Annotated in this window: 10 protein-coding genes; 8 read left to right on the top strand and 2 right to left on the bottom strand. The window is 59.9% G+C overall.

The window, feature by feature from the left end:
* Positions 1-504: 504 nt before the first annotated feature.
* A complete protein-coding gene (locus tag ACQGNW_RS16790; protein ID WP_426664477.1) occupies positions 505-1,212 on the top strand; it encodes a hypothetical protein in 708 nt (235 codons plus the stop codon).
* 584 nt (positions 1,213-1,796) lie between these two features.
* Entirely contained in the window at positions 1,797-2,216 is a 420-nt protein-coding gene (locus tag ACQGNW_RS16785) for a hypothetical protein (protein ID WP_426664475.1), read from the top strand.
* Between the two features lie 182 nt (positions 2,217-2,398).
* Here ACQGNW_RS16785 and ACQGNW_RS16780 read toward each other — a convergent pair whose 3' ends face one another.
* A complete protein-coding gene (locus tag ACQGNW_RS16780) occupies positions 2,399-3,880 on the bottom strand; it encodes a DUF2779 domain-containing protein (RefSeq protein WP_426664473.1) in 1,482 nt (493 codons plus the stop codon).
* Positions 3,881-4,035: 155 nt separating this feature from the next.
* Here ACQGNW_RS16780 and ACQGNW_RS16775 point away from each other — a divergent pair, with 155 nt between their 5' ends.
* Together ACQGNW_RS16775 and ACQGNW_RS16770 are read left to right on the top strand one after the other, a co-directional pair.
* Entirely contained in the window at positions 4,036-4,194 is a 159-nt protein-coding gene (locus tag ACQGNW_RS16775; RefSeq protein WP_426664471.1) for a hypothetical protein, read from the top strand.
* Between the two features lie 311 nt (positions 4,195-4,505).
* Entirely contained in the window at positions 4,506-5,381 is an 876-nt protein-coding gene (locus tag ACQGNW_RS16770; RefSeq protein ID WP_426664469.1) for a nuclease-related domain-containing protein, read from the top strand.
* Between the two features lie 310 nt (positions 5,382-5,691).
* Here ACQGNW_RS16770 and ACQGNW_RS16765 read toward each other — a convergent pair whose 3' ends face one another.
* A complete protein-coding gene (locus ACQGNW_RS16765) occupies positions 5,692-6,165 on the bottom strand; it encodes a very short patch repair endonuclease (RefSeq protein WP_426664467.1) in 474 nt (157 codons plus the stop codon).
* 33 nt (positions 6,166-6,198) lie between these two features.
* Between ACQGNW_RS16765 and ACQGNW_RS16760 the strand changes: the two genes are divergently transcribed.
* The 4 genes from ACQGNW_RS16760 (at position 6,199) to ACQGNW_RS16745 (ending at position 13,449) form a co-directional block, all read left to right on the top strand.
* Positions 6,199-7,797: a DNA cytosine methyltransferase gene (locus tag ACQGNW_RS16760; protein WP_426664465.1), complete on the top strand. Its 1,599-nt coding sequence runs from the start codon at positions 6,199-6,201 to the stop codon at positions 7,795-7,797.
* A 178-nt stretch (positions 7,798-7,975) separates the two neighbouring features.
* Positions 7,976-9,499, top strand: coding sequence for an ATP-binding protein (locus ACQGNW_RS16755; protein ID WP_426664463.1), 1,524 nt, complete (start codon positions 7,976-7,978; stop codon positions 9,497-9,499).
* Positions 9,500-9,502: 3 nt separating this feature from the next.
* A complete protein-coding gene (locus ACQGNW_RS16750) occupies positions 9,503-10,480 on the top strand; it encodes a PD-(D/E)XK motif protein (RefSeq protein ID WP_426664461.1) in 978 nt (325 codons plus the stop codon).
* On the top strand, positions 10,477-13,449 hold the full coding sequence (locus ACQGNW_RS16745; protein WP_426664459.1) for a Z1 domain-containing protein: 2,973 nt from the start codon (positions 10,477-10,479) through the stop codon (positions 13,447-13,449). Before ACQGNW_RS16750 ends, ACQGNW_RS16745 begins: the two co-directional genes overlap by 4 nt.
* Positions 13,450-13,474 lie beyond the last annotated feature (25 nt).

The following is a 13,474-nucleotide window of genomic DNA, read 5'->3' as shown; positions in this document are numbered from 1 at the left end:
CTCCGGCACGCACGGGTTCACCGCGTCCAACACGCTTCCCAAGCCCCGCCAGATGCGGTGGAAGAGGCGCCCGTGGGGGCTGGCGAAACGGCAGCATGGCGGTGGAGTCATCCCGGGTGTCTTCGGCGTGCCATTGGACTTCCAGCGTCTTGCGCAGGTGAACCTGCACCGGCAGCAGGAGGACGGTAACCACGGCGCATGATCGCGATGGCCTCGTACTGGCCGTATTTTTCCAGTTTCCCTTGAAGTCGTTTTGGACTTGGTGGACATGACGCCGAGCTGGGCGAGGCACGCTTTGTAGAATATTTACCAGAGAGCGAGGCCTTGGGACTTCCTCGTGGTGACTTTGCTTCTGGGAGCGGCGGCATTGCTTACAGTGGGCGTAGACCACCAGCTGGGGGGTTCCATCGGGACCAGCGCAGGCGGGCACTTTCCCTTCTCGTCTCGCCCAGTGAGACGGACGAGCGCGAAAATCCACACGCACGCTCACCAAGGTAAGTATCCATGGGCGAATCCATCCCGCTGCTGTTGTTTCCGTACGAAAAGCCGCGGACGCGGGTTTACGTGCTTGGGCAAAGTGACGACGTGGCGGCCCTTGGCAACCTCGACAACTTGGATCCGGCTATCGACTGCCAAGTATGGCCGCTCGACCACGCACCCCCGGATGACGCGTGGCATGTTGTGGTCCTTTGGACCCCGTCGCTGGCGCCCTTGTTGGCGCTACCAAAGTACACGCCGATATTGCTATGTCGGGAGCTCGAAGGCGCTCCGCGGCGTATTCAAGGTGTCCCAACGGTTCGACTCACCTATCTTGGGAGCTGCCGGGAAGCATTGCTTCAGCTCCTCATATGCACAGTCCTGTCCACGAGCTACGAAGGCCCGATTGGGGTTGACGAAGCAGATGTGAGGGTCATGCTCAAGCCGGGCGGAGTTGCCCGGCTCTTCGCGTACCAAGCTCCGACGCTGGCCCGAGCGTCGGAAGGCCTCCACCGTAAGACGCGCCGCACCCTGGCTGCAATTGGACCCACCGCGGCCTTCTGGCTCACCATTTGCGCACCGGCTCGGCCCGGCTCCATGCGTGGTTTCGACAAGGCAGTCGCGATGGTGCTTGAACCTGCGGATTTCGGAGAGTTCAGCTTGGTGGCCTTTCTGGCATCACCCCAGCAGCAGGTCAAAATGTGGCTACTCGCTGTAGATCGGGAGAACCTATGAGTCCTAACGCAGCTCCGCACTTCTGGCAGGGAAAACTAAGTACCGCCTTTGTCTTCAGTGTGCCCGGTCGCTACGAAAAGGGCGACTCTCGGCCCGTCGCTGGCGCCACAGGAAGGAACCTGGAGTCCGCCCTCGCCGTCCTCCACGGTAGACGGCCCGACCTATTTGAATCGAGCGACAGGTACGACTACCGCATTACGAATGCCTACGACAAGCCAATCTGGCCGAAGCAAAACCATGGACGATCGGAAGCCACTGCGGATGAAATTGATGGCCCCAGTAATACGGGCCGCGTAGTTCGTGAATTGAAGGACTGCGACCTGGTCGTATGGTGTGGCAAGAAGGCCCAGTACGTGAAGTCCTTGGTTGCCAATCGACTCACTTGCAACGCTTGCATCGAGGTCCCGCATCTCAGCCCGAGGGCGCTCTGGTCGCTCAAGGTACCGCCTAGTAGCCCCGGTCTTGAGGGAACGACCGCGAATGACGCCCGCATCGGGCTCTGGGTCGCACGGGTCTTGGGGCAGTGCGATCGTCCGGCCTGATGAGCTCCGGCGCGTATGGCGCGATCCAGATGTGGCCGACATATGACTGATAAAGCCGAGAAGCGGGCTCTGCTGTCGAGGATCGGCAAGTTCGTCACCCGATGCGAGTTCATTGCTGAGCAGATGAAGGCCGAGCGCCCCGGCAGCGCATCTGCCGCGTTGGCCAATGACATGTTGGTTGCATCGCATTTGGTGAGGCAGTTCGTCGCGCACGTGCCTGATGCAGCCCTACTCGAGCTGTGTTTTGCGGCCGGCTACGGTCAGGTCAAGGCCGAGTGGGAGAATGCGAGCCGCGAAGGCAAGGCTTGCGCCGGGCAGTTGTTCGCTCAAATGGAACAGCTGGAAATCGCTGTTTCCGCCCTACCAAGCATCGTGGCGCAACTGGCAGCACCACCGACTTCAACGGACATGGTTCAGTTGAATCCCGGTATGGCGCCTAGGCCTTCAAGATCGCTCCATTAAGGTGCCACGCTTTCCCTTGGTCTGGTCAGCGAAGTGTTCAGTGCCCGTCGGAAAAGGTGGCAACCCGACCGGAAGCTGCAGGTGGTTGGACACGATGGCGGAAGCGGTCGATGGGTGACGACGCTGGTCAGTGGCTTTGGCGATGATGGGTGGGCGGATGGTGTTTTGCAGTGGGTGCCGGATCAACGGCCCGCCAACGCCTGGAGCAGGCGAACCATCGCGATCGTGTCCTGGCCGCAGTAGCGGCGAAGCGCCGTGTCCAAGGTGGTGCGCCGGTCGACGGGCGTCTCCGGGTGGATGGCTTCGAGATAGGCCAGCTGCGCCTGGCCGCCGTCGGCGACATCGTCCAGGTCGTCGTAGTCGAGCTCGGGTGCAACGGTGGGCAATACCTTCTTGATGGACCACGACCCCATCATGGCGGGATGGTAGTAGTGCTCTCGCGTGATGGGCAGCAGGTCCACCATGCGTTCGTTCAAGGCCAGCAAGGCATCCGCTAGGTCCGGGAACCAGTCGGCCAGGTCCACGACCCTCCCGGCCTCGAAAACCTTGTTGTAGACGAGGATGGGGCCGCGCGTGCCCAGCGAGCGAAGCAGGGACTCCGCGAAGTTGCGCGTCGGATCGTCGCCGCTCAAATCGAGGAAGGCGTGTTCCTTGAGGCTGCCATCGCGCTGTTCGATATGGCATGACCATTGGAATGGGACTTGCTGGTAGGGGCGCGTGCCCGCCCAGCGCGGGATGGCGAAGTTGATCGTCTCGAAGTCGAGGTAGTGGCGCGGATAGCCGAGCCCATCGAGTTGTCCGGCCACGGCCGGATCGAGGAAGGGCCGCCCCGTGACCGAGGCATGGCGGATGCGCTGGTGGATCGGATTGGTCAGCCGTCCGGCGGGAACCTTCCTGAGATCCACGTACCCCTCGCCGAGGAGCGCGTGGATGAGTGCGGCGGATCGCGGGAGGATTGTGACCGGGTACTTGGGGCCCTTGGGCTCTTGCACACGGCAATGCTCGAAGAAGGGGCATTCGAAGGGCTTGGAGCACTGTTCGCCCGTGGCGACGGAGGGCTCGTCGCCACGTAGGACTTTCTGGAGCCTGTGCACCCAGGCGGGCACCTGTTCCCTGAGGTCGGCCAGCGAGTCCGTGACATCCTCTACCACCAGCAGGCCGCTGTAGTCGCCGTCGCCCTCGTAAACGAACGCAGTGTTGATGTGTGCCAGGTACACGCGGCGAAGCGGGATGCCTGCGTTTTGGATCACCCAGGCCTGGATGGCGCAGTCGATGAGGTGGTAGTCCTTCACGGAGGTGGAGGACTTCACCTCGACCAGGTCATAGCCACCCGGGACGGGCCTCAGGACATCCGCGCGGACCAGGACGTCCTTGTGCTGGAAGGCCGCCTCGAACAGCGTCTGGCGCTTGCCGGTCCGTTGCAGGGCCTCGGCTGTCTCGGCGAGGGCCCTGGACGTGTTGTCCACGTGGCCGATCAGCAAGCCAGGGCCGTAGAGCTGCCTGGCCAGCTCGCCAACTGCGTTGCCGGTGTCGAAAACGGCTTGGCTTCCGGCTGGAATTTCCATTGCATCGCGCCGATACGTTTCCAGCCACAGGCGGCGCTCGCATTGGAGGCCGGAGACGATGCGCGACTTCGAGAGGCGGGTGATGGTGGGGGTGGGCATCGATGGGCCTGCGGCAGAGTGGATGGACCAGGGGCATCCTACCCACGACTGCGACAAGTAGTGTCGCTAGCCGCATGCGCGATGATGGTGGGTCGGGCGACGCCCGGTGTCTTACCGGGACGATGAAATACGGCATCCAATCATCAGGATGCGCCATGAGCCCGGAACTGGAACAGGCCTTGTACGACAGCTATCCCCCTATCTCCGCAGGACTCCAGGTCCCTCCACGCGAAAGCGGCATGGGCTGGGGATGCATGGTGGGGGATGGCTGGCATGCCTTGCTGGACGAGCTTTGCGGCAGTCTCCTGCACTAAACCGACCGGCGCGGTGCGCCGCAGGTCGTGGCCCTGCCGGTGAAGGAAAAATTCGGCCGGTTGCGCTTCCGCGCGCGAGAGGCCTCGTTACACCAGCGGGTCTGGATCAGGCGCGCGGATGCGATAGCGCGATCATCCTTGTCGATGATCATGATCGGCTACAGCGTGACATGTAGTCCAAAATGACCGCTGTCCCGCATGGACATTGAAGTTCTGAAGTTGCGTGGGCACGCGACCGCTTGCGCAATCCGCTACCTGTGCGATGACGGGGATACCCAAGACGGCACGGCGAACTTCGAGGAGGATTTCACATGGGCGATCAGGGCACCCTGCAGGTCATCGCGCTTTCGGATCACACAGGCGACAAGCTTCGCGAAGCGCGGGAGGCGCGTGCGGCGTGCGATGCCGAACGGTTGCAGGTGTGGGAGGAGGCGCAGCGCGACTACGAGGCCACCCGCTGGGTGCGCCGCGTCGCGGCAAGAAGGACCTGGCGTGATCGGCGGGTGGGAGCATGGATAATCGCTACCCTGCGTCTCGTGGGGCATGCCCTGTTCACGCGGCCACCTGTGCGTCCGCTCCCGATGGCTCTGGGCTATCAGGAACAGGTCTGGGCCGCCGGCCACGAGGGTGAGGGCAAGGTTCAGGCGCAACTCATGGCGCAGTTGGGCCCGGCGTGGGTGGTCTTGGCCGGGTACAGGAATGGCAAGGGCGAGGCCGACCTGCTCGTGGTGGGGCCACCGGGTGTCCTTGGTATCGAGGTCAAGCACATCGCCGGTGTGGTGCATGTGGACGGTGAATCTTGGACACGCGACCGTTACGACCGGTATGGCAACTGCGTCGGCCGGAACGAGCCGATCCGTGATCGGGGAGGGCGCAGCCCGGCCGGACAGGTCAACGAAGTGCTGAAGGATCTCGCCACCTTTCTCGCCAAGCGCCAGACCCCGCCGCCGATCCTTCGGGCCGTCGTCCTGACTCATCCGCAGGCACGCCTCGGCAACGTGAAGGGGCTCGGCGTCAACTTCGTTGGCACGGTATCACAGCTCGACATTCGCGGACTTTTCACCAGTTGTGCTGCGCCATTGACGTCGCCGCTGGACGTCCAGAGGGTCGTGGCGCTGATCACCAGGGATCACACGTGGCATGCGCGACGACATGAAGGTCGCCAAGGTGATGCAACGCATCGATGAGGGTCATCGGTCCCCGTGTTGGCATCCCTCGTCAAGGCGTCTTTGACACGGAGTCTGGCGATGAGGTCGGTGCCATCAGCACCATCCATGCCAGCGCCATGCTGGATGAGGCGGGGCAGTAGGCAAGGGATGGGGCAGTAGGTCGATGCGTACCTTTCCACATAGAATGCCACGCACTGCAGTCCAAGGAACAGCTTGCCTGCCATTGGCTACGCATGAGTGTGCCTGATTGTAGGATCTCGTCAGGCGAGACAGGAATCCCCAACTATTTGTGGGAAGACTAGGCTAACAAGTGGGGAGAGCGATGGAGTCAGTCGACGCGATCACCGAACGGGTGATGATGCACCATTTGCCGCGATCCGGTGATCTCGATAGTGTCCTGCCCAGCAGAGATCCAAGCGGCAAGTATTTCCCCGGCCTTGTCGGCATTTGCTCGCAGCGCGCATTCCCAAACAACCGCCACCCGCCAGCCTTCCTCCATCAACCGGCTGATGGCACCGGCGTCCCTGTCACTGTTTCTCCTGAGCTTGGTATCCCAGAATTGGGGTCGGGTTCGGGGAAGCCTGAAATAGGCGCAGCCGTTATGGCGGTGCCAGAAGCACCCATGCACGAACACTGCTGCCTTCCATTTCGGCAGGACAAGGTCAGGCTTGCCCGGAAGCTCCCTGGCCTGAAGTCGGTACCTGAAGCCAGCCCGCCAGAGGCTTCTCCTCACAAGAAGCTCGGGGCGGGTGTCCTTGCCCCGGATCCGTGACATTAGCGCCGAGCGCTTTTCGGCGCTCATGGTGTCGTTAACCATATAAACAGAGTCCTGAACTTGCCCGAAGCACGCAACCAGAACCGAAGCACCATTGGGATAATCGACATCTTCGCAGGGCCTGGTGGGCTCGGCGAGGGTTTCAGCAGCTACACGTCCTCGATTGGCTCGGGCCATCATCCGTTCGAATTGGCGGTCTCGGCCGAGATGGAGAAATCGGCGCACGCCACGCTGCGCCTGCGGGCCTTCTACAGATTGCTGCAACGGCAGCAGGGACACGTCCCATCGGAGTATTGGAAGTTCCTGAAGGCTGCAGCGACCGGCTCCCCACCAGATGCTGCAACCCACTTCGGATCCGGGCCTTGGTCACGCATTTGGCAGGAAGCTGAGCTGGAAGCACTCAACCTCACCTTGGGAACGCCCGCTGGCAACAGGGAACTCTTTGATCGGATTGGATCAGTGCGCAATCGGTACGACGAGATGGTCCTGATCGGAGGGCCGCCATGCCAAGCCTTTTCGCTCGTCGGGCGTGCACGGCAGAGGAACGTCGCAGGTTTTACGTCCAAGGGAGACCCACGGCATTTCCTTTACAGACAGTACTTGGCCATCTTGGCTGAATTCAAGCCGGCCGTCTTCATCATGGAGAACGTAAAGGGCATCCTGACATCAAAGGTCGGCAACCAAGCGATGTTTTCCGCAATTCTCGAGGATCTTTCAAATCCGTCCAATGCCTTGGGGCTACGCCGCACTGGAGCAGCGGCGCACTATGTTCTGCTCCCCATCCACATGCCCAGTGCCACGGCGAGGACCCAGGCCTTGATCGAGCACAATCCATCGGGTTTCGTGATCCGCAGTGAGGAGCATGGGGTTCCCCAAGCTAGGCATCGCGTCATCATCATGGGGATAAGGACCGACTGCATGAGTCCGGCCGTTGCAGGGATTCCAGGTCTCGATTTGAAGGAAGAGCCCGCAAGTATCGAGCAGGCCTTGGCAGGCTTGCCGCCACTTCGGAGTGGGTTGAGTCGACGTGCAGACAGCAGCGAGGCGTGGCGCAAGGTCATGGACGAGGAACGCCATCGTGTGGCCAATATCGTCAGGGCGCATTCGCCCGCGGTGGCCGATGTCCTGGAAGCTACCGTTCCGGCTTCCGGATTGCCGAGGAGTTCGACGCGCTATGTCCCGGGCAAGACGAACCCGTTGGCTGCCTCGCTCAGGGCCTCGAACCTTGGGCTGGTCTTGAACCATGAAACGCGGACACACATGAGGTCGGACCTCGGGCGCTACATGTTTTGTGCCGCATTCGCCGAAGTCACTGGCCGCTCACCCAAAAGTGGAGATTTTCCGCGTCGACTTGCACCGGACCATGGAAACTGGGAGTCGGGCGCCTTCGCCGACAGGTTCCGCGTGCAGAAGATTGGAGCACCATCCAGCACCATCACGAGCCATCTGTCTAAGGATGGTCACGCCTTCATCCATCCGGATGTCGCGCAATGTCGCTGCCTGACCGTTAGGGAGGCGGCCAGGCTCCAGACGTTTCCAGACGACTATTTGTTCCTTGGGAATCGGACCCAGCAATTCGTGCAGGTGGGTAATGCTGTGCCACCACTCTTGGCCCGACAGATCGCCAAGGTGGTCCATCGAGTGCTTCAAGGATGTTAGCGGACGCCAAGCTTGCCCCAAATGGAGGGCATCGGTCGCAGGTGACGTGTCCCGGTAAGGGCAACGCTTCACTGCAGCTGCTTGTTTCCCAGGAACTTGGCGCAGCCGTACTTTCATGCCAGTCATGGGTTGCTGCCACCAATTGCTGGGCAGATCGCGGAGGACGTATAGTCCGGCGATGAACGACAGCCAAACAATGCGCAACAGCGCCATTTCTCCCAGCGAGGGTAACCTCCAGTTACCACCCAATGCGGAGCAGCTGATCAACGCTCTCCGCCAGATCGGCTACAGCTTTGAACAGGCCATCTCGGACTTGGTCGACAATTGCCTCAACGCAAAGGCGAGCAACGTACTCATACGGATCGACCATGACGACAAGGCCATCGGCCGGCTGCTGATTGTCGACGATGGGCATGGCATGACAGGCCGCGTGTTGGACAAGGCGATGCGGTTCGGTGCCCACGAAGATCTTGGCGACCTGTCCCTCGGAAAATTTGGCATGGGAATGAAGCTGGCCTCCTTCAGCCACGCCAAAACGCTTTCGGTAAACACAATTTCCGGTGGCACCTGTTCGGGGCGCCGATGGACCGTAGAGGGGATATCAAGGGACTGGACCTGTGAGGCGATTCCTGAGGACGAAGTGCGCGCACTACTCGGAGCCCCCTATGCAAGTCTTGACTTGGCGCGGTGCGGGACTGTCATCGAGTGGAGTCGGATTGACAGGCTTTCGTCGGGCAAGAATGGTGTCGATGCCACCGTCTCGCACCTGATCCAACGCCTCAAGGTTCATCTCGGCCTGCACTTCCATCGGTTCCTGGAAACCGGGAGGTTGACGATCAGGCTAGATTCGAAACGTGCGCATGAGGATGTACCGGACCGTGCGGTCGATGTAGCTGCCCTGAACCCCTTCAAATACGAGGAGAGCGGTTCCTCGGAATTTCCCCAGACCTTTACCGTGGATATTCCAGAGATCGGCAAGGTCAATGCCATAGCGCACATCTGGCCACCGAACAGCAAAAGCCAAGAGTACAAGCTTGGGAACCGGGCGGCTGCGAGGCAGGGGTTCTATTTCTACCGCCACGGGCGGCTGATCCAACCGGGTGGGTGGAACGGTGTGGTGGAGCATGAGACCGAACCCCATACGTCGCTCGCCCGGGTGGCAATCGATCTTCCAGATTCCATGGACGAGCACTTTGGCCTCAATGTCCAGAAGTCACTGGTCATCGTCCCGCCCCCATTCGTGGAGCTGGTGCAGAAGGCCACGTCCTCGGGCGGCATGCAGTTTTCCAAGTATCGGGCGTTGGCGGAGCGCGTGTACCGGAGGAAGGACAACCGTGCGCAGAGTGACTACCCTCTGGTGCCGGATGGCAGCCTTCCGGCCGATGTGGCCCGCAAGGCTAAGGAGGTCTTGGCCGAAGGTGAAAGAACGCGGTCGGTCGAGATTGTCTGGGATGACTTGAGCGAGTTTGGTGCCCTTTTCGAGGTCGACAAGGAAAAGATGTGCCTCCGATTGGACAAGCGCATGCGCAAACAACTCCTAGGAGGCAGGCGCGCTTCGGCAGCCGACTTGCCGGTAGTGAAGCTCCTGTTCTTCCTCCTCCTTGAAGAAGACTTCGACAAGGCTCGCCAGTCGGCGCCTAGGCGCAAGCGGCTTGATGCCATAACCGAACTGTTGAATGCAGCGCTGAAGTTCGAAGGCTAGGTGATGGGCCCGTTGCTTGATCCGATCACTTGGCGATCGTTGCGCGAGGACTACATCGCAGCTTCCTTGCCGATCGAACAGATCCTCATGAGATCGCCCGAGCTTCGCCTCATCTACGATCCGTATGCCGGTCGTCTTGGGATGCGCTTGAGGCTCGATCCAAGTCGGAAGTGGTCGCCAACAGGTGTCCTCCGAAACGTTACGATGAGGCTTGTCTTGGTTTCAGGGGCCCACTACGTTGAGGTAAGTACCGATTCTAGGGACCTGTTCAGACCAATCTACCTGCTGATGTGCGATGTCCTGTCCCGCGTCTCGGAGGGAGAAGGGGACGGTCTGCGGGCATTGGCATTGAGCCTGGAAGATTTCGAGTCGCTGGTTGCGAAATCAGCCCAGTTTTCGAGGGAGAGGGCGATTGGGCTGCTCGGTGAGCTATGGGTCCTGCATGGACTGCTCGCGCAACAGTCAGCGGGTGTCGATTCTTGGATAGGCCCGGACGGCGCATCCCATGATTTTCGACTTGGGTCACTTGAGCTCGAAGTCAAGACGACTCTTTCGAATGTCAGGGCGCACGTGATCCACGGGCTCAACCAACTCAGTCCGACACCGGGCCACGAACTGCGTTTGATCAGCATCCGTTTAGGTTCGCCGGGGTCCGGCAGCGGATATACGGTGAACAGCCTGATTGCCGGGATCAGGTCCATCCTCGAGCCCGATGCCTCATCACTGGGAGCCTTCAACCAGTGCCTGACGACCTACGGGTATGACGGCGACCAACCTGAAGGCATGGTGCCGTATCAGCTGGCAGCCCCCCCGATGGCGATCGCGATCGGTCGCGACTTCCCAGTCCTCAGCTATCAGTGGCTGTCCAATGCCCTTGGCAGCGATCCCTCGTCTAGGATCCGGGATGTTGACCTGACTCTAGACGTCGAAGGGCTCGGCAGGCCCTTTGACGCCGCCGACTTCCGAATGGAATCCCCATGAACGAAACCGAGATGGAGAGACTCATCGAGATCCTCGACGGAGTGCTTCAGGCCATGACTGGGCCTGGTCCGGCGGCATTGAAGCGCCGATTGAGGTTCGAACTCGACGAACGGCAAGTGACCGCAGACGTTGATGGCGCCGTTGCTTGGTTATTCGGTGAAATGCTGGGGGGGGATGCCAGCCAGCCGGGACATGCCGTCTTTGCGCGTCACATTCGAAGCTGGGATGCAGCAAACGAGGCGCCTTGGTCGGCGGGAACGAAAAGGCTGACTCAGGAGCGTCGGTCTCTGGTGTGTTCCCTTCTCAACTTCGATGCCGGGGAGCAGGCCAAGATCCTTGATCGGATCCCGATCGCCAAAAGTTTTGACGATGCGACCCTGATCGCGACGGAACACCAAGACTGGTATTCGGAATTGCGGAAGAGGCGGACAGGAACCTTCTACTGGGATCATTACAAGCGATATCTGCAGAACCAGGGCGGGTGGGATGAAAACGCGACAAGCTCGCTCGACGAGTCTACGGACAAGGTGCTCAGATGCCTGTCGGACCCTGAGCGGCAGGATGCGTTCGCGGTACGGGGACTTGTTGTTGGCTACGTGCAGAGCGGAAAGACAGCGAACTTCACCGCGGTGGTTGCGAAATCCCTCGATGCCGGCTACCGCCTGATTATCGTGCTTGCGGGTGTGCTTGACAGCCTTCGGTTCCAGACCCAGCGTCGCCTTGACAAGGAACTTGTCGGTCGCGAACAGATCCTGCAGGACAAGGAAGCGGACAAACCCCATGAGTACAGCGGGGACCAAGACTGGGACAAGTTCGCCTCCTACGGGGGGCTTCCCGGCGAGCTGGGGGCATTCAACCTCCGGCGCATCACCACTTCGGCCAGGGACTACATTAACCTTGGGCAGGGGCGTGACGTGCTCAAGTTTGAAAAGCGATATCCGGATCGGCCGCTCAACGATCCCGACAACCTGCATTCGGCAACTGCACGCATAGTCGTGATCAAGAAGCATCCGGCAGTCATCCGGAAGCTCATGCTCGACCTGAGAGGGCTTAAGGTCACGCTGGACGATATTCCCACCCTCATCATCGACGATGAGTCGGATCAGGCTTCCGTCAACACCGTCAATCCAAACCGGAAGAGGAAGGCGGGAAAGCCCGACAAGGACCGGACAAGCACGAACGAAAGCATCGTGCAGCTACTGGCAATGTTTCCACGCTCTCAGTATGTGGGTTATACCGCAACCCCGGCAGCGAACACGCTGATCAATCCCAGCGATTCACAAGACCTCTTTCCGAGAGATTTCATCGAACTGTTGCCGCGCCCTGCAAACTACATGGGCGTGTCCGATTTCCATGATTTCGATGCGGACTTCAATCCGTTGGATAAATCCGAGGTCGAGGAGCTCGGATACCACTCCCACCGCAAGGCTTTCGTCCGGCAGATCAAGGACTCCGACGACACCGCGGTTTTCAGGAAGGCCATTGATGCTTTCTTCCTCGCGGGTGCGATGAAGCTGCTCCGCGCTGACAGGGATCCAGGATCGGTCAGCACCAGACACCACACCATGCTCGTGCATCGGGCAACCAGTCAGGATGCGCATGAAGACGACCGTAACCTTGTGACGACCCTCCTTGCACAGAATGCCTATAGGAGGAAGTCCGCCTTGGACAGGCTGTGGCGACTCTGGCTGGACGATTTTTCCCCCGTTTCAGAGGCTCAGGAGCCTGGACTTGCAAGGCCGCTGAATCTCGCGGAACTCGAACCTTTTCTGACGCAGGCATTCGAAAAGTTCGAATCCGCCAGAAAGCAGGTCCTAGTAGTGAATGGGCGTGACGACCACAAGGACGACATGCCCGACTTCGACAAGGAAAATGTCTGGAACATCCTTGTCGGCGGGGCGAAGCTGTCCCGAGGGTACACGGTCGAAGGACTGACCATCAGCTATTTCCTCAGGAAGGCGGCCGCGGCCGACACACTGATGCAGATGGGACGCTGGTTCGGGTTTCGGCGCGGCTACCGGGACTTGGTCCGCCTTTACATCGGAACCCAAGTGTCGGCCGGTAAGAAATCTGAAAAGAAGACCGACTTGTACGACCTGTTCGAATCCATCTGTATGGATGAGGAGCGTTTCCGCAAGCGCATCGCGCTGTATTCAAAGGACGGAATCAGGCCGATCCAAGTCCCACCCCTTGTTCCTATGGGAATGATGATACCCACCCAGAAGAACAAGATGTACAACGCCGAAATCACGATGGAGAACTTCGGCGGCAATGTCGCAGAGTCTACGCGAGTTCCCTTCAACGAGAAGGATCGGAAAGCAAATGCGGAATGTCTGAGGACATTGGTGGCGAATGCTGCGCTTAGTCCCGTGGAGCTTTTCGGGTACGACGGTAATGGGGCCAAGCGCTCATTGCATGGTCATGTCAGAAGTGTCGATCCCCTTTGTTTCGTCCATTTCCTTCAAGCGTACAGGTGGGGAACGGTGGAAAGTCAGTTCAGTTCCGTACTTGGATTCCTGAATGGGGTCGGAGAAGATTCACCGGGTATCGACTCGTGGCTGATCCTAGTTCTTGAGAATCCCAGCTCCAAGAGCCACTGGTCGTTGGGAGACTTGGCACTTGGAACATTCAGCCGAGCGGTGGTGAATGATCGCTTCAAGGTGTTTTCGGAATCGCGGCACCGTGATGTCGCCAAGCATCTGAGCTACGTTGAGCAACTCGGTAATCCCAATGAAAAGCTGAGGGCCTTGGCGAGGCCAAGGCAAGGTGTATGCCTCATATATCCCACGGTTTCAACCGACTTCAGCGGCGCTGGGAAAGTAGAGGACAAAGCCGTTACCGTAGGCCTCAGCCTCACATTCCCGAAGAATGGTATCAACCAGAAAATGAATTGGCGGGTCAGGGATCCGTCAAAAGAGGCACCTGCATTCCTTGATGATGCCGATGACGATGTCGCGCAAGGACACTGAGTTGCTGGCGTGGTTGAAAGAACGC

This window comes from Rhodanobacter aciditrophus (assembly GCF_050026795.1).
Taxonomy (GTDB): domain Bacteria; phylum Pseudomonadota; class Gammaproteobacteria; order Xanthomonadales; family Rhodanobacteraceae; genus Rhodanobacter_A.
The sequence above is the reverse complement of the archived record's forward strand: the minus strand, read 5'-3'. Positions and strand labels throughout refer to the sequence as shown.

Coding starts and splice junctions, on each gene's coding strand:
- ACQGNW_RS16790 (WP_426664477.1), top strand. CDS start 505: ATGGGCGAATCCATCCCGCTGCTGTTGTTTCCGTACGAAAAGCCGCGG.
- ACQGNW_RS16785 (WP_426664475.1), top strand. CDS start 1,797: ATGACTGATAAAGCCGAGAAGCGGGCTCTGCTGTCGAGGATCGGCAAG.
- ACQGNW_RS16780 (WP_426664473.1), bottom strand. CDS start 3,880: ATGCCCACCCCCACCATCACCCGCCTCTCGAAGTCGCGCATCGTCTCC.
- ACQGNW_RS16775 (WP_426664471.1), top strand. CDS start 4,036: ATGAGCCCGGAACTGGAACAGGCCTTGTACGACAGCTATCCCCCTATC.
- ACQGNW_RS16770 (WP_426664469.1), top strand. CDS start 4,506: ATGGGCGATCAGGGCACCCTGCAGGTCATCGCGCTTTCGGATCACACA.
- ACQGNW_RS16765 (WP_426664467.1), bottom strand. CDS start 6,165: ATGAGCGCCGAAAAGCGCTCGGCGCTAATGTCACGGATCCGGGGCAAG.
- ACQGNW_RS16755 (WP_426664463.1), top strand. CDS start 7,976: ATGAACGACAGCCAAACAATGCGCAACAGCGCCATTTCTCCCAGCGAG.
- ACQGNW_RS16750 (WP_426664461.1), top strand. CDS start 9,503: ATGGGCCCGTTGCTTGATCCGATCACTTGGCGATCGTTGCGCGAGGAC.
- ACQGNW_RS16745 (WP_426664459.1), top strand. CDS start 10,477: ATGAACGAAACCGAGATGGAGAGACTCATCGAGATCCTCGACGGAGTG.